The sequence below is a fragment of the Spirosoma aerophilum genome (genome assembly GCF_054782495.1).
Genome location: NZ_BAAGSJ010000013.1, coordinates 1 through 24,510, shown reverse-complemented (window position 1 = coordinate 24,510; position 24,510 = coordinate 1). Strand labels below are relative to the sequence as shown.

Sequence of the window (24,510 nt, the reverse complement as noted above, 5' to 3'; positions counted from 1 at the left end):
TAACCTCCGGGCCTCTCGGTGTGACAACCCTTTTTACTCCACGAATACCCGGCTCATCGACTGGCGCGAATCGGTGTTTACTTTCAACAAATAACTACCCGTCGTTATACCGGTCAATGGCCAATCGGCCTGTTTTTTACCCGTAAAAGCCGGTATCTGACCGGTCAAAACAATTCGCCCGGAGGCATCGAGCAATTGAATCAGAACCACCGACCGTTCTACCTGCTCAACCTCCAGCCGTAACCGATCACGTACAGGGTTTGGTACCAGCCGAACCGAAAGGCCGGAAACGGGTTCGGCTAAGGCCGTCAGTATAAAATTTACCGCATCTGACGGGGGCGACGCGCAACCATTAACCGTAACAATAACATAGTACTGACCACTCTGAAACGGCACTAACGTTGGTTCAGTTGCATTGGAAACAGGCTTCCCCGGATCATTTCCCAGTCGGACATACCATTGTATTCCCGCCGACTGATCAACCAGCAGGGTGCTACTACCGGTCTGCGTGACCGTTGGTTTAGGGGGGACCGGGCTCTTTGCTTTTACCGAAACAAATAGGGTTGATGCTGAGCAACGATTGCTATCAATGACACTTACAGTATAGGTCCCTTCTGAAAGACCAGTCTGAGAAACCGTAAACGTTTTCAGGGTATCCCGGCGTTCGGTTGCCCAATATACCGTAAAGGGTTGTTTTCCTCCCGCTATTCGAACTATTGCTTCACCGTCTTTTCCACCCACGCAGGTAACGTCTTTTATAGTACCCGTCGTCAGCGATATAGCGTTTCCATCGGTAACTACGGCAATGGTCGAATCGGCACAACCTACTTCGTCAACTACCCGAAGGCGATAGGTATTCGGGCGTAGACCACTGATCTGACTACCGGACTGAAAAGGCTGCCCAATTATCTGATACTGCCTGGCTGTACCAGTGCCACCCGTTGTGATCAACCGAACAGCTCCTGTAGGGCATACGCAACAGGTAGCGGCAATGGAAACAGCCTGCGCTTTCAAGGGCTCTGCTTTCCCAACAGGTACTGATACCAGACTTGTGCAGCCATTGGCATCCGTCCCGACAATGGTGTAGTCACCAACCGCCAGCCCGCTGAACGTAGGGCTTGTCTGCGGGGCGCTACCGGTGGTAATCTGGTACTGCACGGCACCAGTCCCTCCGGAAGCTGTAACGGTGATTGAGCCACTATTTGCTCCTTTACAATTGACCGCTTTGGTAATGGCGGTCAATTGTAAAGGGGTGGGCTGGCCAACAGACACCGTCTGCTTTCCCTGGCAACCATTGGCATCCTGAACTGTCACTTCATATGTATCGGAAGCCAGCCCTGTAAATAAAGTGCCGCTTTGAAAGGCCCCGGACCCAATCTGGTACAGATAAGCCCCTGAGCCACCGGTGGCCGCAACCGTAACTGTCCCATCGGCCGAGCCAGCACAACGAGCAGGTCTGGTGGCCAGTTTAATATCAAACGGAGTCACTGAACCGATGAGGATCGACTGAGAGACGATACAGCTATTTTTGTCAGTAACTGCCAGCATGTACGTGGTATTGGCTTTTAAGCCTGTGAACGCCCCACTCACCTGTGGGGTGCCTGCGTTGAGAATATATCGGTAATCGCCTACACCACCCGAGGCTACCGCAAACAGGGCACCATCCGATCCGCCTACACACTTCGGGATGCTGGTTGTGATACCCACACTCAAGGCAGGGGGTTGCCTGACCGTACTGGTCGATTGCACCGTACATCCTTTTTCATCTTTAACCGCAACGGCATACGTTCCTGCCGTCAGGTTGCCAAATGCCGTATTGGTTGACTGAAAAGGCTGATCACCGAACTGATACTGAAGCTTCCCGACACCACCCGTGGCGTTTATACTTATCTGGCCATCCTTTCCCCCATTACATAAGGTAGATAATGACGTTGGTGTCAGAACAATTGGCGTGTACACCAGAACTGCAGCTCTTGCAGAGGTGGTCGTAACGGTCGTTACAATGCTGGTTGCACTGGTAGCTGTTGAACTTACGGCCGTAGAGGTGGCTACTGAGGTACTGGTTACCTCACAAATAGCCGTGTATGTTGTGCTTTGTACGGGTGCCACTGTAATGGACGCGCCCGTTTGTGTACCCGACCATCGAACAGTACCCGTTGCAGGGCAACCGGCGGCCGTGAGGGTGGCACTGGTTCCGGAACATATCGATGCTGAACTTACGGATACGGTAAGCACCGTCGGGGTGGCCTGCGTCGACATTTTGGGGGCAGCCTGTGCAGTGACCAGAATACCAACCAGCAGGGCTAAACAAATACTGGCGGTTTGACCAGTTGGCCGTAACGATTGAAGGAGCGCGTGTAGATAGTGAGGCATAAGCAGACATTAGGTTACTTGCAAAGGTAGGTCAACAGAACCAATCATGCTCCGCCAAAATTGGCTTGTCAGCTATCTAAAACGGCTTAAATCGACAAGGCCACTCAGGTAATTGCTGAGTGGCCTTGTTATCAGGTAGTCATGCGTCAAATTTACGCTAAACGAAATTCATTGATCAATAAAACAGGCCCCAGTCATCCGGAGCGTCGTTGTCTTTATCGAAGCTATTCACCCATTCAACGAACAGAAGTCGAAATTGCTCTATTTCTTCCCGTAATACGTTCAGATAAGCCGTTTGGGCCAGCTTTTCGGCTTTGCAATACGAGGTCTGGGCCAGAAGTTCACGCGCGTGCATCTTGATAATGACCGCATTTTCCATCCGGAGCGTATATAAATCTCCCCCTTCTGCACCAACAATTTTAGGAGCCAGCATCATGGCGTTTGCCAGCATCTGCTCATGCATCATCAGCACATCGTCTTCCTTATTAATGGTTTCGACAATAGCTTGCGTCAGCTCCATTAATTCGTTAGCCTTTCGTAAAATTGGCAGATTTTTTATACGCCGATTTTCGGCTTCCATCTCGGCACGGGCTTCTTCAGGGTCGTAGTCCTCATCGAAACCATCCCAATCCATGAAGCTATCGTCGTCGTCTTCGTCGTCAAAGTTCATTGTAAAATGGGCAGAGGGAATAAACACCTTCTGGTTGCCAAAGTAACACAATCGCCAGCCAAAAACAAACCTTTATCCGTCAAAAAGCTATCTGTCGGCCTCTCTGTGAAGCAGTTAAATGCCCCTTTGCTGATTTACAAAACTATGTTCATCAACACGTTAGAGTATACATTAATACAAACAGTTAATACTGCTTTCCGGCAATAAAAGCTCGTTATGGCAAAATGTGCTTATCTCCCCTAATAAAGCCAATAATCGCTTATCCTAAGTCACTAACCTTCGGAATTTACGTTCCAAAGGCCAGCATTTTGGAGAAAACCGCCCCCTGACTCGAACAAAAACGGAGGCATCCTGTATATTTGTTGGGTTTACCAGTCGCTTTTCCCACTGTATAGAATGACGTATTGTTTAGGAATTAAAGTCGCGTCGGGCTTAGTTGCCATCGCCGACAGACGATTGACCTCGGGCTCTGAAGTGTCGTCGAATCGAAAAATATCGGTTCATGAAGTCGAGAATCACTCGCTGTTTATTATGACATCCGGCCTGCGGTCCGTTCGCGATAAAGCGATCACGTATTTCAAAGAAGTACTGGCCGAGCAGGACCGTTCCTTCAACAAATTATACAAAGCCGTTAACGCATTTGGCGAGCAGGTAAAGCGGGTAGCTCAGGAAGACAAAACATCTATTGTTGCCAGCGGTTTAAATTTTAATCTGAATGCAATTGTTGGCGGCCAGTTGGAAGACGATGAAGAACATAAGCTGTTCATGTTGTATCCGGAAGGAAACTGGGTGGAGGTTGACCAGGGTTCGCCTTTTAAAATAATTGGAAATTCAGGTTACGGCAAGCCTTTGTTATTCAGAAACTTGTCTTACGAATCCAGCATGGCCGATGCTTTGAAAATCGGCTTTCTGGCCTTCGATGCGACACGGGTGAGTGCCAATGATGTTGATTACCCGCTGGATGTTGTGATCTACCCAAAGGATAGTTTTCACATGACCGAATACCGACTTGAAAAAGAGGATATGGACGAAATTTCTCATCAGTGGAGTGCGCTGCTGGGTAACTCCGTTCGCAAAGTACCTACCTACTGGATGGACCCTATTTTTGAGAAGGTGCGCTCCAGCAAAAAGCAGGATTGACGTAGAGGTGTAGGATATATTCTGTTGAGCTAGCCAATAAAATGGTATTTCGCAATACCAGTAATTCCTCATACATCCTATATCATACATCTTAACTCTCAACTTATGCAGCTTCACGTTCGGCACGAATCCGAATACACATACGATTTTCCGGTTGCGCTTGGGCCGCAAACGCTCTATCTGTATCCACGAGCCTACCCGTACCAGCGTTTGTTGAATTATGAGCTTTTGATTGATCCGCAACCGGCACGAATTGTACGAAATGTGGACGTCGAAGGAAATGTTCAGCAGATGGTCTATTTCAATCGGCCAACTACTCACCTTCGGGTTTCGGTTGAGATGGAGCTCCAGTCCGATGAGTTCAATTCGTTTGACTTTGTGCTATTTCCCTTCGATACGAAACGCGTACCCTTTCGGTATCCCAAACCAATCGACGATCTGCTTCAGCCTTACCTGCAACGAGTAGGCGTTTCGGATCTGGTAGAACGCTGGGCACGGGAGCTAGCCGCCGGAGCCAACTGGAAAACAACCGGTTTTCTGATTGCACTGAATCAGGCCATTCGAAAGTTTACCTACGAGATTCGGGAAGTGGGGGCACCTTTCCCCCCCGAACAAACGTTGACACTGCATAAGGGATCGTGCCGGGATTACACAACTTTATTTATGGCCGCTTGCCGAAGCCTGGGTCTGGCAGCCCGTTTTGTGAGTGGTTATTTGTTTGGCAATCCGCAACAGGAGCACCAGCTCCATGCCTGGGTGGAAGTGTATCTGCCCGGCGCAGGCTGGCGCGGCTTCGACCCGACAGAAGGATCACTGGTGGTAAACCGACACATTTTTTTAACATCGACCGCCAAACCCGAACTGGCGGCACCCATCAGCGGGACCTTTCGCGGACGGGCTAATTCGACCCTGCGATCTGAACTTACCTTTCTCTAAAGTACTTATTTGCTGGTTGAACTTTACCCTCCACGAACACCCGTTGCTGACCGTCTATCGACTATCTTTGTAACTTATCAAATATTACTTATCAACCCAAAACGTGGCATTAATTAAGTCTATTTCCGGTATTCGGGGAACAATTGGGGGGCGCAGCGGAACCGGACTGACCCCTTTAGATATAGTTAAATTTACGGCCGCTTTTGGCCAGTGGCTTCGGCAGCGCAATCCGGAACGGCAGTCTGTTGTGATTGGCCGGGACGGTCGCCTGTCGGGCGAAATGGTGTCCAAACTTGTAACCGCTACCTTACAGGGGCTTGGCCTCAACGTAATTGATCTTGGCCTTTCCACAACGCCTACCGTTGAACTGGCGGTTACGGGCGAAGAAGCCGCCGGGGGTATCATTCTGACGGCCAGCCACAACCCAATTCAGTGGAATGCCCTTAAATTGCTCAATGAAACGGGTGAATTCATTTCCGCTCAGGACGGTGCCGAGGTGCTTGACATTGCCGAAAGTGAATCATTCGACTTTGCCGAGGTGCGCAAACTGGGAAAATACAAAGCGGACGACACCTGGCTTCAAAAACACATCGACAAAATACTGGCGCTTCCCCTGGTTGATCGGGAGGCCATTGCAACCCGCAACTTTCGGGTCGTAGTCGATGCAATAAATTCAACGGGCGGCATTGCCGTTCCCATGCTGCTGGAAGCGCTCGGGGTCGAGCACATCACCAAATTGCACTGCGAGCCAACGGGCAACTTTGCGCACAATCCGGAACCACTGCCCGAAAACCTGCGCGACATCATTAAAGAGATGGAAAAAGGCAATGCCGACCTGGGTATTGTTGTTGATCCTGATGTGGATCGTCTGGCGCTCATTTGCGAGGACGGCTCGGCTTTTGGTGAAGAATACACGCTTGTTGCCGTAGCCGATTATGTCTTGAAGAACGGACCTGAAGGCAATGCGGGCAACACCATCTCTAATATGTCGAGTACGGTTGCCCTTCGGGATGTTACCCGGAAGTACGGCGGTCAGCATTTTGCGTCGGCCGTTGGGGAGGTCAATGTGGTTGAGATGATGAAAGAAAAAGGGGCTGTTATCGGCGGTGAAGGCAACGGCGGCATCATTTACCCGGATCTGCACCATGGCCGAGATGCGCTGGTCGGTATCGCCCTTTTCCTGACCCATCTGGCTAAATCGGGCAAATCGGCATCCATGCTTCGCCGGACATACCCTAACTATTACATCTCAAAGAATAAAATAGAACTGACCCCCGACATCGATGTCGATGCCGTATTGGATCGGATTCAGGCGAAATACGCCAGGAACCCTATCAATACCATCGACGGCGTTAAAATCGAGTTTGATAAAGAGTGGGTTCATCTGCGTAGATCCAACACGGAACCGATCATCCGCATTTATTCGGAGTCCGATACACTCGCTACCGCTGACCATCTGGCGGGCAAGATTATCAACGACATTCGGGAAGTACTGGCCGAAAACCGTCAGTTGTAGGTCTTTCTTCAGTTTGATAAAGCCTTCTTTATTCGGGCCGGTTTGTAGAGACCGGCCTTTTTTTTGCCCATCTCTAACCACTATCCTGTAGAATAAACTACTCAGTAAATAGTTGGCTATTAGCCATCAAGACCAAATACCGGAGTACACTACCTTACCAGTCAGTCAATTAATAAAACAATGGTGAAGATGGCATAGTTTTTAGACAAGATGTGAAAACCTAGAACGAAATTCAAACTAACACGATCATGAGCTTTATAAGAGGAGTATTAACAGGTCTGGCTATTGGTTATCTAACAGCACCCCGCAGCGGCAAAGAAACCCGCGATAAGCTGACCCAAAATGTCAACGATCTGCAAAGTCAGTGGGAAGAAGGCGTATCTCAAATAAAATCGCAGGTTGATAGACTAGTTGGCAACGCACAGTCGACGGCAAACAAGTACGCTAATCAGGCCGAAAACAAATTCGATCAGTATAAGGATGAAGCCCAATCATCTTATAACCAGAATAAAGATCGGGCAAAAACCAACTACAACGATTCAGTCGACGACGCTGCCGATGCAGCGAAATCGGGTGTAAACACCGTTGAAGACGCACTCAAACTGAACTAGTTCAGCCAGAAGTAAACAGTAAAAAAGGTGAGCCTGGTTGAAAAACAGGGCTCACCTTTTTTATGATATCTGATACCGTAGCAGAGGTAACAACAGAAAAGATACTCAATCTATAGCAATGGGCAGTTCGATATTTTCCCAACGGAGAACGATGCCCTTACCCGTTACATCATATACCAGCCGCTCATTCATTTGAGCCGACTTTTTGGGTTTCGCCGTTACGCGAAGAACATCCTGTGCCGGATCGTATTTAAAAGCTCCCCACTGGCTGGATACTTTATTGAAAATAACAGTCCATTCTTTTTCGTCGGGAATTGTAAAGAAACCATACTTGCCGGCGGGTAGCGTCTTCCCTTCTACCGAAATGGCCTTATCCGTTTCAAACGTTGTCGCTTCGTTGGCACCCGATCGCCAGATTTTCCCATAAGGGGCAATGGCACCGGTAGCTGCCCAAACGTCCCGTCCTTTCACAGATGGACTTCCGTAATGAATGGAGATCGTTGCCTCTTTTACTTTCCCGCTGGCAATGGCCGGGGGACTGGGCCGATTAGTTTGTCCGCCCTGAGCCAGGCTTATCAAACTTATCAATACGCCCGCCAGTGTCAATGTTATCACTCGATTGGTATGCGTTATGCTCATTTGTTAAAACAGTTAGGTACTGATAATAAAAGTAAGCATTAGGAAATCAAAACAGTAACGGGGGATCCGGTTTATTTGTGATTACCCCGCGCATCAAAAACGCCCGGTCTGAGGTTCAGTACCGGGCGTTTTGTCGTCTTAAAACCATAATAAATAAGCACCTTGTTCGCGCTTACTCCCACTCGATCGTTGCGGGTGGCTTCGACGAGATATCGTACACCACGCGGTTAACCCCTTTGACGCGGTTAATTATTTCGTTCGATATATCGGCCAGAAACTCATACGGCAAATGTGCCCAGTCTGCGGTCATTCCGTCCACACTCGTTACCGCGCGCAGCGCAACTACCCGTTCGTAGGTACGTTCGTCGCCCATTACGCCAACCGATTGCACCGGCAGCAGCATAGCGCCGGCCTGCCATACTTTATCGTATAGACCTTCGCGCTTTAAGCCATTGATGAACAGGGCGTCAACCTGCTGAAGAATGTCTACTTTTTCGGCGGTTACATCGCCCAGAATACGAATAGCCAGACCCGGACCGGGGAACGGGTGCCGACCCAGAATTGCTTCGGGCAGCCCTAAAGTTCGGCCGACAGCACGCACTTCATCTTTAAACAGTGTATTAAGCGGCTCCACCACTTTCAGTTTCATAAAGTCGGGAAGACCGCCTACGTTATGGTGCGACTTGATCGTTGCTGAAGGGCCTTTTACCGAAACAGACTCAATAATATCCGGATAAATGGTCCCCTGCCCCAACCACGACACGCCTTCGATCAGATGAGCCTCGTGGTCAAACACCTCAATAAACGTCCGTCCGATCGCTTTGCGCTTGGCCTCCGGATCGCTTAACCCGGCGAGGGCTGCATAGAACTGATCTTTGGCATCGACACCCTTCACGTTCAGCCCCAGCGTTTTGTAGGACTCCAGCACACCCGAAAACTCATCTTTTCGAAGAACGCCGTTGTCCACAAAAATACAGTATAGGTTCTTGCCGATCGCCTGATGAATCAGCATCGCAGCTACCGACGAATCGACCCCGCCCGATAGTCCCAGCACCACTTTATCATCGCCGAGTTGGGCTTTCAGGTTGGCAACGGTCGTTTCGGCAAAAGCCTCGGCGGTCCAGTTTTGCGAACAACCACAAATATCGACGATGAAGTTTTGAAGCAGCATTTTGCCCTGCAGCGAGTGCGTCACTTCGGGGTGAAACTGAATCCCAAACGTGGGTTCATTATCAACCTGAAAAGCCGCTACGTGAACGGTATCCGTCGACGCGATAATGCTGAAGTTTTCGGGAACACTCGTGATGGTATCGGCATGCGACATCCATACCTGTGAGTGCTGATCGATGCCTTTCATCAATGGATTTTCGCCATCGACTGTACCAAGCTTAGCCCGGCCATATTCGCGAATAGCGGATGCTTTCACTTCGCCACCACTGGTATGAGCCAGTAATTGCGCTCCGTAGCAAACGCCCAGAATAGGCAGCTTATGCCGAAAAGCGGCTAGATGAACTTCGGGCGCGTCGGCATCGCGGACGGACGACGGGCTACCCGAGAGAATGATGCCCTTCACATCGGGCGTAATGGTTGGGAGATGATTATATGGATGGATTTCGCAGTAAACGTTCAGTTCGCGCACCCGGCGGGCAATGAGTTGAGTGTACTGCGAACCAAAATCCAGAATCAGAATCTGTTCGGTGGCCATGAATAGGTCTCTAAAGTACAAAGTTAGGGCATTTTTGCTAAAAATGCCCTAATCAAGTGTGCTTAACAAGGAATACTCACTGCATAATCAATAATCGACACTGCAATCGACTCGATTGGTATTGCATTGTCAGCATATACGTGCCGGTCGGAATGGAGGCCACTGAAAAGGTTAGATAAGGCGTACTGGCGGGTATCTGACTTGTACGCTGTAACACAACCGTTCCGTTTTCGCTTGTTAGTTTGAACCACACAGCATCGCCACTCCAGTCTAAAGGGAGCCGAACGTTGACCAGATTACTGGCTGGGTTAGGGAATACTAATGCACCCGGGTTGACCAATAATCCCGTATTCACCAACTCCAGTTCCGGCTTTTCTTTTACAGGTAAAATTGGCTGTAATGAGGCCTTCACAATGTCGGAATAGATGGACTCCGCTTGTCGGCCCAAAGCCCGCAACCGGTATTCATACAGTTTCCCCAGTGCAAGGGTTTCGGTCGGTTTCGCCATTCGCACATCCTCAAACGAGTTAACACTCCCTGGTACAGTCGCAATCAACTTAAATTGACCACTGGTATCGGCCCGTTCAATAACCCATTGCGTAACACTATCTGATTTTGAATTCCAGCTGAGTCTTATCGCCGTTGTGTCTTTTGAAGCAGCCCATACATTTGCAGCTGTAGGTAGTGAAGCAGCAATGGGAACCTTATAAAAAGTCAAGGCCCTCATACCCCTGCGATTACGGATAACGGGCCCTACGTAAAAGCCTGCTTCCTTATCTGTATAAGAAGAGGGCAGGTATGTAAGGGTACTGGCAGGTACTGACTTGGTCAGTTTTAAGATCAGCCGATTCTTCTGTTCGGTCACCGATTTGATAAGACCGCTTTCGCCCGTTGGGTAATCCGTATAAAAAAAGTCTGATAGCCGTTGTGTGTATCGAATACCGGTTGCCGGATTCAAGATGATCGTATCGGCGGGCCATTTCATTTCCTGACCAGGCTCGAACTCGAGGGTAATCTCGTTCTGTTCAGGTGTGCTGAAAAAGACTCGCTGTATATTCGGTGAGCGAATATTACTGGTATCAGCCGATTGATACAGATCACCAGCGACCAGCCGGTATAACTCCAGACCAAATTGCCGGTAACCCGCTTCATCATAATGCAGGCCCTGGTAACCGGCTAAGCCAACCGTAGCGATGGGCTCGTTATCAGGAAATAACTTTTTTGACCGACGCTGGAAATCACGTAAAGTCCCCGCTGTAACGACATTGTTCGTCAGTAGATTGATCTGTGAGTGATATATCTTTTTGAGGCCGGGGTAATCTTTCTTCCAATTTTTATACAGTTGCGGGAAAACCCTCTCGTAATTCGACGGGTCATTGGCCGCTTCGGCTTCTCCCTGCCGCCAAATTATGGCTTTAACCTGGCTGGCTACACCAGCTTTGGTTACTCGATACAATAAACGACCATAGAGGTTATTTAGCGAAGCCGGCTGGCTCGCATCCCGATAGGCGTGGCTGTTAATATCGGTTCCGCCAACGGCCCCATTAATGACCGCCGTTGGTATCTTATGCTGCTCTCTGATGTACCGCTGTAATTCCACACTCCACAGGCAGTTTAATCCTTCGCTTGTGTTGGTCAGGCACCAGACCGTATCAGCAGCATTATAATTCTGGTTACCGTTATTAACACCAAACGTACGGCTAAACACATCAGGTGGTGACTTGTCGTCAAAACGTCCAATAGCATTTGACTGACCCATAACCAGAAAAACATCCCCACAAACGATACTATCACGGAACGCAACCAGGACAGAATCACCCGGTAAGCCCTGATGGGCAAATACCTGAAACGAATACTGATTCAGTTCAGCGGCAATGGTTGGTTGGAAGGTGAAACGACCGGTTATCGAGTCAGGCAAGACTCTGGCATACTGACAGCGCTTCTGATCTCTGAAAACGACCAGCGATATAGCTTTTACCTGGCTGCCGGATACTCGCCCGGCAATTGCTATAGTACATGTATTTGTTTCGTCTCTGGGATAAAGCTGAAGCTTGGCGGGCCATTTATCGAGCTGTACAGATTGCCCCCAGCCATAAAAAGGCTGAAATAGTAAAACAAGCCATCCAATTAAAACTAATTTCACAAGATTACGGTCAAAAATAGAGCGCAAATGTACAGGATTCGATTGATTTTCCTTAGACAGAACCGACCAAATAGGTTACTTTAAAATGACACGCTACTTTACGACCACTTGTAGTCCTTTTTTCTCTAAACAGTTTAAAGAGAGCAACTTCTCAACTTATCCTTTTGAGGATGTCGCTTCTATTAAAACCTTTTCTCACTGCTGGCCAAAGTTTGTCTTTTATCCATTTTTGAGCGTACTGTTACCCATGGAGAAAATAACGCTTTGTAAAACTCTTACTTTTACGGCAGATAATAGAACAGTTGTTTGTCAGCCGTCGTTAGTTGTCCGTCAAGCGTTGTGAGACTGACTGGCATTTAACGTACAAACCTGACCAACGGCGATTGACCGCTAATCAACAACTTCATTTTGAACGTTCCTGTTTTTTTGGCCCGAAAAGTTCGTCATGCTCCGGAAGGAAGCTTTTCGGCTACCGTCACGCGCGTGGGTATAGCCAGTATTGCCCTCGGACTGGCAATTCTGATCGTAGCCTTTGCGGTTCTGTTTGGCTACAAGCGCACTATCGAACAGAAAATATTTTTGTTCGGCGCCCATCTACAGGTCAGCAAATTCACCAACAATGCTTCCTACGAAGAAACAGCCTTACCGCTTAGAACCAGCCTTTACCAGGATAGCACCCGCATTCCGGGCGTTCGGCATATTCAGGCAGTGGCACTGAAAGCGGGTATCCTGAAAACTCCCGAAGAGCTGACCGGAGTGATTCTGAAAGGGGTTGGCAAAGACTATGACTGGAATTTATTCAGGGAGTCCCTGATAGCCGGAACGGTGCCCGTAGTGGGAGCCGACACGGGCTCGGGCTCCACGCAGCTACTCTTGAGCCAGCTCATGGCAAACCAGTTAAAGGTGAAAGTCGGCGATGCTGTTCCGCTCTACTTTCTGGGCAATCCACCCCGCGCCCGCAAAATGACGGTGGTGGGCATTTACGAAACCGGTCTTGAAGAAGTGGATAAGACCATTGCGCTGGGCGATATCCGGCTCGTTCAGCGATTGAACCGATGGGGTCCCGACTCTGTGGGGAGTTACGAAATTTACGTGAATGACTTCAACCAGCTGAAATCGGCTGTCGACAATGTCTTTGAGGCTATGACACCCTACATGCGGTTGACACGGGTAACCGATCAATACAGACCCCTCTTCGACTGGATGCTGCTCCTCGACCGGAATATGATCATTCTGTTGACGCTGATCACGTTCGTTGCCTCCTTCAATATGGTTTCGGTATTGCTGGTACTCATGATGGAACGAACACCTATGATCGGTCTGCTCAAAGCGCTTGGCGGCCCTAACGCACTCATTCGGCGAATGTTCGTGTTTGTGGGGCTCAACATGGTTGGCTGGGGTTTGCTCATTGGCAACGTTGTGGGCCTGGCGTTCTGTTTTCTACAGCAGCGTTTCAAGCTAATTCCCCTCGACCCAAAAAATTACTTCGTTAGCTATGTCCCCATCGCCTGGGACTGGGAAACGATTCTGGCCCTCAACGCGGCTACGGTGCTGCTGATCAGCCTCGTCCTTTGGCTGTCGACCATCCTCATCAACCGAATCCAGCCCGTTAAGGCACTGGCCTTTAAGAAATAGCACGACAGTACACTACAAAAAAACCGCTTGTGCCTTTAGGTCCGCCAAAGGTATGTTTTGTCTTGTCTGAACAGAATTTGATTTCCGTTTTAACGCCCTCTGCTCAGGCAGCCACACAATCTTACAGCCATGTTTTAGGGCAGACGTAGTTGGTAATCGGCAGGCTGTTGGTTTGTTTAAGAGCAGTCAGACCACCCGCCACATTAATCAGGTTCTCAAATCCCCGTGCTTTAAGAATGGAGATGGCAATCATTGACCGGTACCCGCCCGCACAATGCACATAATAGGTTTTTGCTTTGTCGATCAGAGCCATGTTATCATTCAAGGAATCCAGGGGAAGGCTTTCTGCATTAACAATATGCTCGGATTCGTATTCGCTCTTCCGCCGAACGTCCAGTACGGGCAGGTCCGGAATTTGCCTGAACAGGCTGGTAAATGTATCGGCAGTAATTGACTGGACAGTATCGACTTCCCGGCCATCCCTTTGCCACGCGGTAATCCCTCCGTTCAGGTAGCCAATGCAATTATCGTATCCCACACGCGCCAGTCGAAGCACGGCCTCCTCCGCTTTTCCTTCTGGCATCACCAGCAGAATGGGCTGTTTCAGATCAGGAATGAGCGTGCCCACCCAACCTGCAAACTGCCCGTCTAACCCAATGTTTATGCTGTTGGGGATGAAGCCTTTCCCGAAGAGTTGTGCTTCACGAACATCCAGCATCAGTGCGCTCATTGTGTTGGCTGCCGCTTCGAAGGCAGCTGGCGACAGGGCCAGTGTTCCCTGCTGCATGACCGCATCAAGGTTACCATAGCCCATTTTATTCATCACCGCATTTTTGGGGAAATACTGCGGAGGGGGCATCAGTCCGGTGGTCACTTCGGCAATAAACGCTTCCTTACTTTGGGCGCGCAACGCGTAGTTAAACCGCTTCTGGTTGCCGAGTGTATCCGTTGTCTCCTTACTCATGTTCTTGCCACAGGCAGAACCGGCACCATGACCGGGATAGACAATCACATCATCGGGCAGGGTCATAATTTTCGTGTGCAGGCTATCGTAGAGATGCCCGGCCAGATCCTCACGGGTAAGGTCGGTCCTGACCGCCAGATCAGGGCGCCCTACATCGCCAATAAATAGTGTGTCGCCGGTAAAAATGGCGGTTTCTTTACCCGTTTCATCGAGTAGCAGGAAGGTCGATGACTCCATGGTGTGGCCGGGTGTGTGCAGCACGCGAATGGTCACGTTTCCAACCCTGAACTCCTCCCCGTCGCTGGCCACACAGGCTTCATAAGCGGGCTGAGCAGTAGGGCCAAAAACGATAGTAGCACCGGTTTTGGCGGCTAAATCCAGATGTCCCGATACAAAGTCAGCGTGAAAGTGTGTTTCAAAAACGTATTTTATTGCTGCCCCGTCAGCCCTTGCCCGGTCAAGGTAGGGTTTGGTTTCACGCAAGGGGTCAATGATAGCAGCCTCGCCTGCCGATTCAATATAATAAGCGGCTTCTGCCAGACAGCCCGTGTAAATCTGCTCTACGTTCATGACGTTTCAATAAGTAAATTGATAGGTCAAAGTTGGCCGACTGGCAGAGCTTATTCAGTGATATTTGTTACACAGCCCGGTTGATTTGCATCAGCAAACGTTTCTTACTTAGGGAGCTTATTATACAAAAGGCCATATACCCAGGTGCCGCCGATTGCACTCAGCAGCGTAAAAAGCACCACCCCATAGCCACTGCCAATCTGAGCAAACAGAGGGCCGGGACAGGCTCCTGTAATGGCCCAGCCAAGGCCAAACATAAAACCGCCATATATCTGCCCCTTGTGAAAGGTTTTAGGGCGAAAGACAATGCTTTCACCCGACAGGGTTTTGATATTGAAGCGCTTGATCAGCCAAACGGAAATCATGCCAACCACCACGGCTGAACCGATAACCCCGTACATATGGAAACTTTGCAGTCGAAACATTTCCTGAATCCGAAACCACGAAATGATTTCAGCTTTTACGAACACCACCCCAAACAGGATACCAACAACCATATACTTGAGGTTGGCCATTCCCGTTTCTCTATTTTTCATATCGTTGGGCGCGTCGCACACCAATTGGCTGAAATCGTCTTCTTTTTGTTGGTAATCCATTCGTTTAAATCAGTTTCAGTAAGTAAGGAAAAATAAACTGGGTCATGGTAAAACCACCGGCCATAAAGCAGCAGGTAGCCACCAGCGAAGGCCACTGCAACGTTGACAGGCCCATAATTGAGTGACCCGAGGTGCAGCCACCCGCCCATCGGGTACCGAAACCCACCAAAAAGCCGCCCACCCCAAAGAACAGAAAGCCCTTTACCGTAAACAGGTTGGCTACACTGAACAGGTCGGCGGGCATTAATCCGGAAAAATCCGTGATCCCCAGCGCGGTTAAATCCGCTACCGTTGCCGGTGCAACTTGAAAGGCATCGGGATTTGCCAGAAACCGCGATGCCAGAAAACCTCCAATGAATATGCCCAAAACAAACAGCAGATTCCATATTTCTTTTTTCCAGTCGTATCGGAAGAAAGGAAGGTTGGCAGGCAAACAGGCCGCGCAGATATGGCGAAGCGAGGATGAGATACCAAATGTTTTGTTGCCAATCAATAATAATGTTGGCACGGTAAGCCCAATGAGCGGCCCGGCGATGTACCAGGGCCACGGCTTCCGAACTAGATCAAAAAAATCCATGCGGTAAGGTATGTATATTCAATATCAACAACTTTAACAATCACTAAACCAGTAAGATAAACACTCAGTTCATACGCTATTTTTCGACTGACCAGACTGCATATAGGCCAGACTCCGATCATGCCTCTGGTGGAACATCAGGTTATGTCTCACCGCCTGATGGAGGCCATTTCACAATAAGGTCTCTTTAAAAATAATGTATATACCCATCAGCAAAACGAAGTAACCAAATGCTTTTTTCAGATTCTGGCCAGGAATAAAGCGACCCAGAAAGGTGCCCAGTATAATTCCGATGACCGAAAAGGTGGTAAACTTGATCAGAAAGGGCCAGTCAATAAGCCCATTGGCACTACCACCCCAGAATCCGGTCAGCGCATTGGCGGCAATGATGAGTAGTGACGTCCCTACTGCTGTTTTCATAGGCAGGCGAACCATCAACACTAAAGCCGGAATAATCAAGAAACCACCTCCTGCCCCAACGATACCGGTCAGGATTCCGACCAGGATACCGTCCAGGGCAATCAGCAGGCGCTGGAAGTGACGCTTTTCACTGGGTTGATGACCGTTGGAAGTTTTATCCCGAATCATGCTCAGGGATGCCAACATCATGACCAGGGAAAAGAAAAGCATGATGGTTACGCTTTTGCTGAGTGCGAACGTGTGGGTCGACAGAACGGGGTCAGGGATGTTCGGGATGATGAACTTCCGGGTCAGATAAACAGCTAAAAATGAGGGAATAGAAAAGAGAAAAGCAGCCTTATAGTTTATCAGATGCTGCCGCATATACGTAACGGACCCAACCAGAGAGGTCGTCCCGACGATGAATAACGAATAGGTGGTTGACAACAGCGGGTTAATACCCAGCAGATAGACCAGAACAGGCACCGTCAGGATACTTCCTCCTCCACCCAATAACCCCAGACTGACTCCTATAAACAGGGAAGCCGTGAAGCCTGCAAACTGTACTAGCGTCATAACGCTTACTTTTTAAGCGAAATACGCCAGTACCGTTCGGGACTTCCGTGACAATTGTTACTGAAGTCCTGAATAAGAGCTGGCTGGCTATTTGACGGTGAATCTGTCCGTTGTAGGCGGCAGCCCTTTCTCAATCAATTTAATACGGTGATCAGTCTGGTCATTTGGCTGTCGACCATCCTTATCAACTGAATCCAGCCCGTTAAGGCACTGGCCTCTAAGAAATAAACCCGCAAAACACCTGACACGCACACTCGCTGAACAGCAAAGCAGAAGAGTAAAAAGGGCAGGTCTTGCCCAGTGCGTTAAAACTACGCCTGCGTTAACAGTACTCGTGAAAAGTAACTTTAAGCGAAACTACCAAAGCCATCAACTGCGGAGCCCGATTTTAATGTAAGCTTTCTGACAGTACCCAACGCTATCAATGTAGGGGATTTATATGCCTTTTTAGGCGAGGGATGTATTGCAATAGACTTTGTCTTCATGAGCAATGATACGGTTAAGTAAATAAAAAATCGTGGAAGAGGTAAGTATTATTCGATAATAATCCGGTGCTCGCGCGCCTGACCCCGTTCCTCTACAGTGAGTACGTACAACCCGGCAGATAGTTTGCCCGTTGGTTTTAACAATAGATTACCGGATTGAACACCTGCTTTCTCAATAGGATGCGAACGGCCGTCCACCCCATATAAACTTACCGTTGCCGTTTCAGGCTCATCCAGTCGAAGGGAAAAACGACCCTCACTTACAACCGGGTTTGGAAACACTCCATATGCACTCTCTCGAAGTACAACCGAAACGGCTGGATAAACTGTTGATTTACCGCTCAGATCCCGTTGCGTCAGTCGGTAATAGCTGGTACCTGAATAGGGCGTTTGATCCACCAGATGATAGGTCTTGAGAGCATTGCTTATTGGTGCCAGTTCACTGAGCAGGCTTACCGTTTCAAAGTGTATTAAATCTTTGCTGCGTTCGACCAGAAAGCTTTTATTATTGGTTTCCAGAGAGGTTATCCAACCAATACGGATAGTCCGGTCAGATTGTGGCTCAGCACTGAAGGATACGAGCGTAACCGGCAAGGGGGCTGCTACCGTATTAATTGTACTGGCATTGACGGTGATTGCTCCCGTCGTTGAGAGTCCTCTTCCCTCAAGGTTTGTTGTATTTAGCGTGATCGCTCCCGAAGACACGATCGTCCCTTTAAATGTAGAACCCGTTCCTAGCGTGGCAGCTCCATCAATCTGAAAAAATACATTGCTGGCAATGGCTCCATTGGTCAAAACGATGCTGGAGTTAGTGGCCGTCACTAACGCACTGCTTAACCGAATAATAAAAATGCCAGACCCACTTAATGTCAGGGTACCCGTCAAAGTAGTGGGACTAGCTGTATTTTGACAGGAAACGCCCGAACTTAAAGTTTGTCCGCCAAGCTCCGCAGCAATGATAGTTCCACAAGATTTTGACGCCAGTGAGTTATACAGGGCCACAACATCCGTTGCTGCTTGTATAGACTCCGCGCTATTTGCCGGACGGGTATTGCCAGTTACGGAAGCGGTGTTGAACCCACTAATAGCACCAACATTTGTACCGATGTCACCGACTATAGTCGAAGCGCCGGTATTGGTTAAAGCTCCATTGGCAGTGAACAGAGCAAAACTAGCAGTTGAACCCAAGCTGGAAGGTTGCCCGAAAGCTACTCTGGGCAATTCAAAAAAGATACATACTATCAGCGTAAACACTAACTTCATAGTCATACGTTTAGAATTCAAATTGTGAACTAGTTTTCACAACGTATAAAGGTGATCCTTAAATGAAGAAATGTTTTAATCAATATTATTTAATGGACCTAGAAAAGTAAATCTTTTCGCATTTTCGTCAATTTATTATTTTTACATACCGTTAAATATATAACTCCAACCTACTTTAACTACACATTTGCTTATATAAATAGCATAAAAATTTATGCATATTCATAAAATGAATATCGATTATCTATTTTCGCAGTTTAAAGCTTCGTAATTTTCTCGGGTTATTTATGGTGATCGTCGAGTCTACAGGTACACGGCCTTATACCATTTTTTGCTAAAAACGTCTGCCTAAGTCGCCGACTCGGGAAAAGGTGATTTTGTTAATTGATTCGATGCCAAAACAACGGAAGTTGCTGGGAGACCTCATAACCGTCGATTCATGGTTACCGGCTACCAATTTCATTTGGACAGTGTACTTACTTCCGGTAATCAAACTTCAGAATGTAGCCTTTCTTGCCATTGCCTTCACTGGCAATATACAGATCGCCATTGGGGGCAAAACAAATGCCTTCGGGTTGTCGGAAGGCTTTTGGGTCGAGGGGTTCTGAATAGATGATTTTGGCCTGCCGGCTGGTGATCAGCAGCCGTTTACCGGCCGAAGTCAGCATGTACCACTCCCCCGTTATGGGGTGCACGGCAATGCCCGACGGTTTAAAGGTTTTTGGATCGATACCGGCTCCTTTCAACTGATCGTCGTTGAGACTCATATCTTTAAACACCGCCCGGTTCAGCAAATCGAAGGAGTACACCGCTTTGTCGCTTGATCCTTCTCCATTTTTAACGGCAATGAGCAGGCGCTTGGTTTTGGGGTCATATCCCAGCCCTTCTACTTCCGTTTTCTTGGGCAGATCGGTTTTTGTCTTGCCAATCTGGGTTGACTCCGGTTCAAAGCGAGATAGCGTCCCGTTACTTTCAAGGACAAACACCTGCCCGTTTACGTATTCAATCCCTTCAAAATCGCCATAGCCGCCAAAGCCAAAATCCTTGACAACTTTACCTTTTTTTGTATCGAACACATAGACTACAGCCTCTTCATCCTGAACACAGAGCAGCTTATCATCTTTATAATAGGTCAGGCCGGATATTTCCTTCAATTCTTTTGGCAGCTCATAAGTCCGACTGGGGGACGTGAGCTCATACGGCAGGTTGAAGTCGGGTGCCCGTGTTTCGGCTTCGGGTCTGTCGCTTTTTTTCGATGAGGTTCCACAGCCTGCCAGTATAATTAACAATCCAAAGAATAGGCGATTCATAACTACGGGGTTTTGAGCAAATGTATGGATTTGCGTCAGATCACCTAATAAACTGGGCCAGTCAGGAGAGAAAAAGGTTGACAAATCAGACGGTTTAACATCTGCCCGTATCCACTTCGTCAAAGAGTATGTTTTTCAGGCCGGAGAAATGCCAAAGCGGGTATCCTTTTGACCCGGCCATCCGCTATTATGGGCCTTTGTTTACAAACTGAATGGCGTCATTCAGATTCCCGAAAGCGGCATTCCGCTGGTTTCTTTTTTTCTGACTATAGGGAATAAGTAAATTTGTTTATAAACCCTATCGTGCCATGACTTACCGCCTGACGACCTCGCAAAAGTGGCAACTTGCTATCAGCGTATTCGTTATATACTTCCCTATTCGCCTGTACGTCAACGTATCGTCGCTAAGTTGGTTGTTAATGGTTCGTAATGTGCCCTTCTGGATACTGGAAACGATCCTGACCGTTCTCTTCTTTTATGCGTGGCTCACCGTGACGGAGTGGTTGCAGCAAGTCTTGTTCAAGCATTTTGGTGAAGGGTTTCTGATCGAGTTCAAAATACCGGCGCAACTCGCTACGCTTGCCATTGCCAGCGCCCTGGCCCTTGTATTCAATTTTGCATTTTTCATGATCTGGCGGGGGCTGGATACCTTTCTGGAAAATAACATTGGAATCAATCGGGAGCAGGAAATACGCCCGCAGCGCCCGGCCATGTCGCCCGCTATTCTGGAAGAACGCCGTAAACGAAATGACCAGCGCCGACGGGTAAACAACGGTCTTACCGTAATGGCCATGCTGTCAGCTTTTTATCTGGCGGCTAACCGACGCACCTACCGGGAACTGGAAGTTGTGCAGGTCCGGGCCGAACGGCTGGAAAAAGAGAACGTACAGGCTCAGTTTGCGGCTCTGAAAAGCCAGGTAAATCCGCACTTTCTATTTAACAGCCTCAGTATTTTATCGTCGCTGGTGCATGCCGATGCCGAGTTGTCCGAGAAATTCATTGACCAGTTATCCAGAGCTTACCGCTATATCCTCGAACAAAAAGACAACGAGCGGGTCCTGCTGAAAACAGAATTGGAGTTTATTCAGGCCTACCGTTTTCTGCTGAACATTCGCTTCGAAAACAAATTCGATGTGCTCATCACCGTTCCCGAAGCCGACCAGACCCGATACAGCATTGCTCCGTTAACCCTGCAGCTGCTCGTCGAAAATGCCGTGAAGCACAATCGAATGTCGACAAAAGAGCCATTGAAAGTACATATTCAGCTCGACAACGACTGTTTAGTTATCAGAAACAACCTGCAGCCCCGTCCGCAGTCCGAAACGTCGACAGGTATGGGTTTACAAAACATCATTACCCGATATGCCCTCCTCACCGATCAGCCCGTTTGGGTTGGGGAGAGCGAAGGCAGCTTTGTTATCAAGATTCCATTATTACTTAATGAGCGAATGAATGAATCAGGGAGTGACCGGAGCACCGGCGTATTATCGGCGAAGTCATAAAAAAATGATCAGCGCGAAAAAACATTCTATTATTCCATCTTCCTCGCATTAAAAACATGAACGTAGTCATTATCGAAGACGAAAACCTGACAGCCAAACGGCTTGAAAGTTTACTTCACAAATACGACCCGGCCATTACTGTATTAGCCCGAATTCCGTCGGTGGCGGAAGCGGTGGCCTGGTTTGGCGAGTCTGACCGACGACCTGTTGATCTGGTGTTTATGGACATCCATCTGGAAGATGACCTGGGGTTCCGTATTTTCGAGCAAACCCAGCTGAACACGCCCGTAGTCTTTACAACGGCCTATGATGAATATATGATTCAGGCCTTCAAGGTCAACAGTATTGATTACCTGCTCAAGCCGATCAATTATGATGAACTGGCAGCGGCCATCGAGAAATTCAAATCCTTGAAAAAACAGTTTGGTCAGGCAGCACCCACTTCCTCGCATGATATCGAGACACTCCTGAATCTGATTGGCAAATCGAAGCAGACGGAGTATAAAGAGCGGTTCATGATTACTGTCGGCACCAAGATCCGAAGTATTGAAACGAACGATATCGCTTATTTTTACCTGGAAGAAAAAGTCGTCTTTCTGGTCACGAAAGATGGACTGACGCTCCCCGTCGACTACAGTCTGGATAAACTAACGCAGCTTCTGAACCCAAGGCAGTTTTTTCGCATCAGTCGCCAGTTTCTGGTATCGTTACCGTCCATTCAAACGATCCATACTTTTTCTGCGGGAAAGCTTAAGCTCGATATGACTCCTAAAACACGGCAGGAAGTGTTCGTGAGTGGCGACCGAATGACCGAGTTTAAAGAATGGCTTGGCAAATAGATTTCCGATAGATTTCCGAATCCAGTCTCTGGTTCCACTTAATAAAGATCGATAAACATAAAAAGTCCCGGCAGCGAATGTGCAGCCGGGACTTTTTATGTTTATCGATCTCTGTGTACTACCTCGTTTTCCGAATCACGATCGGTACGCACTTAGGCGCTGGGCAGGCACAATCGGCAGGATTGAGTGCCAGCGTTATATCCGTAAAGCAGGTACCGTTAGCACTGTACAATCGAACCGTGTAGGTCTGCTGAGCCGTTGGGTTGGCCAGATTGATAAAGCTTACGGCTCCACCACTAACGATCTGGTTGCTGGCGGCTCCATAGACTGGACCTGTATACGTGCTACCCATCGAGATATCAGCCCTTTCGACATTTTGCAGGGTTGTGAAGTCAATGTGGGCATCGTTATTAGCCGCTGCGTTTGTGCAGCTGGCAGCCGTTACGGTTGGTGATGCACTGTAGGTTGGTGCCGCATTGACAACAACAGTGGTTGCAATGGCCGCCGTACATCCAGTCGGGAATGTACAGGTTGCCGAGTACGTTGTCGTTACCAATGGCGCGATAGCCAGCGATGCGGTATTATCGCCAGTTGCCCAGAGCAGGACGCCACCTGCACATCCATTCACCGTCAAAGTAGCTGCACTTCCCGTACACAAGGTAAGGGAGTTGATGGTAAGCTGTGGGGCCGGGTTCACGGTTATGGATGTGCTGGCTACACCACTGCAGCCTTCTACACTATTCACAGTCACGGAATATGTACCACTTACCGTTACGGAAATCGTCGGTGTAGTCTCCCCTGTCGACCAGAGATAACCATTTCCTCCGCTAGCCACCAGTGTTGTGCTTTCTCCCTGACATATGGTTGCACTACTAACCGTAATATTTGCCGTCACCGATGGGTTCACCGTTACCGTACCCGTAGCCACCGCCGAACAACCGAAGGCCGAGGTGACCGTCACCGAGTAGGGGTTGGACCCGTTTACCGTGGGTGCTACCGTCAGCAGACCCGTCGTGTTAGTCGTGGTCGTGGTGCCGTCCGAGAAGATGTAGCTGCTGCCACCCGTGGCCGTCAAAGTGCCGCTGGTGCCGTTACAGATCGTCAGGCTCGACAAGGTGGCCGTCACCGATGGGTTGACCGTCACCGTACCCGTGGCCACCGCCGAACAACCGAAGGCCGAGGTGACCGTCACCGAGTACGGGTTGGACCCGTTCACCGTCGGCGCTACCGTCAGCAGGCCCGTGGTATTGGTAGTCGTCGTGGTGCCATCCGAGAAGACATAGCTGCTGCCGCCCGTGGCTGTCAAAGTGCCGCTGGTGCCGTTACAGATCGTAATACTCGACAACGTAGCCGTCACCGATGGGTTGACCGTCACCGTACCCGTGGCCACCGCCGAACAACCGAAGGCCGAGGTGACCGTCACCGAGTAGGGGTTCGAGCCATTCACCGTGGGTGCTACGGTGAGCAGGCCTGTGGTGTTGGTGGTCGTGGTGGTGCCGTCCGAGAAGACATAGCTGCTGCCGCCCGTGGCCGTCAAGGTACCACTGGTGCCGTTACAGATCGTAATACTCGACAACGTAGCCGTCACCGATGGGTTGACCGTCACCGTACCCGTAGCCACCGCTGAACAACCGAAGGCCGAGGTGACCGTCACCGAGTACGGGTTCGAGCCATTCACCGTCGGCGCTACCGTCAGCAGGCCTGTGGTGTTGGTGGTCGTCGTGGTACCATCCGAGAAGATATAGCTGCTGCCACCCGTGGCCGTCAAGGTACCGCTGGTGCCGTTACAGATCGTCAGGCTCGACAAGGTGGCTGTCACCGATGGGTTGACCGTCACCGTACCCGTGGCCACCGCCGAACAACCGAAGGCCGAAGTGACCGTCACCGAGTAGGGGTTGGACCCGTTCACCGTCGGTGCTACCGTCAGCAAGCCCGTCGTATTGGTAGTCGTCGTGGTGCCGTCCGAGAAGACATAGCTGCTGCCACCCGTGGCTGTCAAAGTACCGCTGGTGCCGTTACAGATCGTCAGGCTCGACAAGGTGGCCGTCACCGATGGGTTGA

20 protein-coding genes are annotated in these 24,510 nt (G+C 49.3%); 7 read left to right on the top strand and 13 right to left on the bottom strand.

Annotated elements, in window-relative coordinates:
• Positions 1-33: 33 nt before the first annotated feature.
• Positions 34-2,373 carry a T9SS type A sorting domain-containing protein gene (locus ACYVK4_RS11660; protein ID WP_461127688.1) on the bottom strand — a complete coding sequence of 780 codons (2,340 nt, stop codon included), beginning with the start codon at positions 2,371-2,373 and terminating at the stop codon, positions 34-36.
• 175 nt (positions 2,374-2,548) lie between these two features.
• Positions 2,549-3,043 carry a hypothetical protein gene (locus ACYVK4_RS11655; protein WP_461127687.1) on the bottom strand — a complete coding sequence of 165 codons (495 nt, stop codon included), beginning with the start codon at positions 3,041-3,043 and terminating at the stop codon, positions 2,549-2,551.
• Positions 3,044-3,439: 396 nt separating this feature from the next.
• Here ACYVK4_RS11655 and ACYVK4_RS11650 point away from each other — a divergent pair, with 396 nt between their 5' ends.
• The 4 genes from ACYVK4_RS11650 to ACYVK4_RS11635 all read left to right on the top strand — a co-directional run bounded on the left by ACYVK4_RS11650 (position 3,440) and on the right by ACYVK4_RS11635 (position 7,246).
• Complete coding sequence (locus ACYVK4_RS11650; protein ID WP_461127686.1) at positions 3,440-4,183, top strand: peptidase; 744 nt, start codon at positions 3,440-3,442, stop codon at positions 4,181-4,183.
• A 105-nt stretch (positions 4,184-4,288) separates the two neighbouring features.
• Entirely contained in the window at positions 4,289-5,119 is an 831-nt protein-coding gene (locus ACYVK4_RS11645) for a transglutaminase family protein (protein WP_461127685.1), read from the top strand.
• A gap of 103 nt (positions 5,120-5,222) precedes the next feature.
• Complete coding sequence (gene glmM / locus ACYVK4_RS11640) at positions 5,223-6,635, top strand: phosphoglucosamine mutase (protein ID WP_461127684.1); 1,413 nt, start codon at positions 5,223-5,225, stop codon at positions 6,633-6,635.
• A 248-nt stretch (positions 6,636-6,883) separates the two neighbouring features.
• Complete coding sequence (locus tag ACYVK4_RS11635) at positions 6,884-7,246, top strand: YtxH domain-containing protein (protein ID WP_461127683.1); 363 nt, start codon at positions 6,884-6,886, stop codon at positions 7,244-7,246.
• Between the two features lie 105 nt (positions 7,247-7,351).
• Here ACYVK4_RS11635 and ACYVK4_RS11630 read toward each other — a convergent pair whose 3' ends face one another.
• From ACYVK4_RS11630 to ACYVK4_RS11620, 3 genes are all read right to left on the bottom strand, one after another.
• Positions 7,352-7,885, bottom strand: a complete 534-nt coding sequence (locus ACYVK4_RS11630; protein ID WP_461127682.1) for a DUF2911 domain-containing protein — start codon at positions 7,883-7,885, stop codon at positions 7,352-7,354.
• 172 nt (positions 7,886-8,057) lie between these two features.
• Positions 8,058-9,590 carry a glutamine-hydrolyzing GMP synthase gene (gene guaA / locus ACYVK4_RS11625; protein WP_461127681.1) on the bottom strand — a complete coding sequence of 511 codons (1,533 nt, stop codon included), beginning with the start codon at positions 9,588-9,590 and terminating at the stop codon, positions 8,058-8,060.
• A gap of 76 nt (positions 9,591-9,666) precedes the next feature.
• A complete protein-coding gene (locus ACYVK4_RS11620; RefSeq protein ID WP_461127680.1) occupies positions 9,667-11,733 on the bottom strand; it encodes a sialate O-acetylesterase in 2,067 nt (688 codons plus the stop codon).
• Positions 11,734-12,141: 408 nt separating this feature from the next.
• Here ACYVK4_RS11620 and ACYVK4_RS11615 point away from each other — a divergent pair, with 408 nt between their 5' ends.
• Positions 12,142-13,368 (top strand): ABC transporter permease, encoded by a 1,227-nt coding sequence (locus ACYVK4_RS11615; RefSeq protein WP_461127679.1) that lies wholly within the window; start codon positions 12,142-12,144, stop codon positions 13,366-13,368.
• Positions 13,369-13,489: 121 nt separating this feature from the next.
• Here the strand turns inward: ACYVK4_RS11615 and ACYVK4_RS11610 are convergent, their stop codons facing one another.
• The 7 genes from ACYVK4_RS11610 to ACYVK4_RS11580 form a co-directional block, all read right to left on the bottom strand.
• A complete protein-coding gene (locus tag ACYVK4_RS11610) occupies positions 13,490-14,902 on the bottom strand; it encodes an MBL fold metallo-hydrolase (protein ID WP_461127678.1) in 1,413 nt (470 codons plus the stop codon).
• A 104-nt stretch (positions 14,903-15,006) separates the two neighbouring features.
• Positions 15,007-15,498, bottom strand: a complete 492-nt coding sequence (locus ACYVK4_RS11605) for a DUF6691 family protein (protein ID WP_461127677.1) — start codon at positions 15,496-15,498, stop codon at positions 15,007-15,009.
• A 4-nt stretch (positions 15,499-15,502) separates the two neighbouring features.
• On the bottom strand, positions 15,503-16,075 hold the full coding sequence (locus tag ACYVK4_RS11600; protein WP_461127676.1) for a YeeE/YedE family protein: 573 nt from the start codon (positions 16,073-16,075) through the stop codon (positions 15,503-15,505).
• 171 nt (positions 16,076-16,246) lie between these two features.
• Positions 16,247-17,050, bottom strand: coding sequence for a sulfite exporter TauE/SafE family protein (locus ACYVK4_RS11595; RefSeq protein ID WP_461127675.1), 804 nt, complete (start codon positions 17,048-17,050; stop codon positions 16,247-16,249).
• A 347-nt stretch (positions 17,051-17,397) separates the two neighbouring features.
• Positions 17,398-17,535 (bottom strand): lasso RiPP family leader peptide-containing protein, encoded by a 138-nt coding sequence (locus ACYVK4_RS11590; protein ID WP_461127674.1) that lies wholly within the window; start codon positions 17,533-17,535, stop codon positions 17,398-17,400.
• Positions 17,536-17,583: 48 nt separating this feature from the next.
• Entirely contained in the window at positions 17,584-18,723 is a 1,140-nt protein-coding gene (locus tag ACYVK4_RS11585; protein ID WP_461127673.1) for an ice-binding family protein, read from the bottom strand.
• 551 nt (positions 18,724-19,274) lie between these two features.
• Positions 19,275-20,108, bottom strand: coding sequence for an SdiA-regulated domain-containing protein (locus ACYVK4_RS11580; RefSeq protein WP_461127672.1), 834 nt, complete (start codon positions 20,106-20,108; stop codon positions 19,275-19,277).
• A gap of 308 nt (positions 20,109-20,416) precedes the next feature.
• Here ACYVK4_RS11580 and ACYVK4_RS11575 point away from each other — a divergent pair, with 308 nt between their 5' ends.
• Both ACYVK4_RS11575 and ACYVK4_RS11570 read left to right on the top strand, forming a co-directional pair.
• Positions 20,417-21,610 (top strand): sensor histidine kinase, encoded by a 1,194-nt coding sequence (locus ACYVK4_RS11575; RefSeq protein WP_461127671.1) that lies wholly within the window; start codon positions 20,417-20,419, stop codon positions 21,608-21,610.
• Positions 21,611-21,666: 56 nt separating this feature from the next.
• Entirely contained in the window at positions 21,667-22,449 is a 783-nt protein-coding gene (locus tag ACYVK4_RS11570) for a LytR/AlgR family response regulator transcription factor (protein ID WP_461127670.1), read from the top strand.
• A 118-nt stretch (positions 22,450-22,567) separates the two neighbouring features.
• Here ACYVK4_RS11570 and ACYVK4_RS11565 read toward each other — a convergent pair.
• On the bottom strand, positions 22,568-24,510 hold a 1,943-nt coding region (locus tag ACYVK4_RS11565; RefSeq protein WP_461127669.1), incomplete at its 5' end, for a beta strand repeat-containing protein.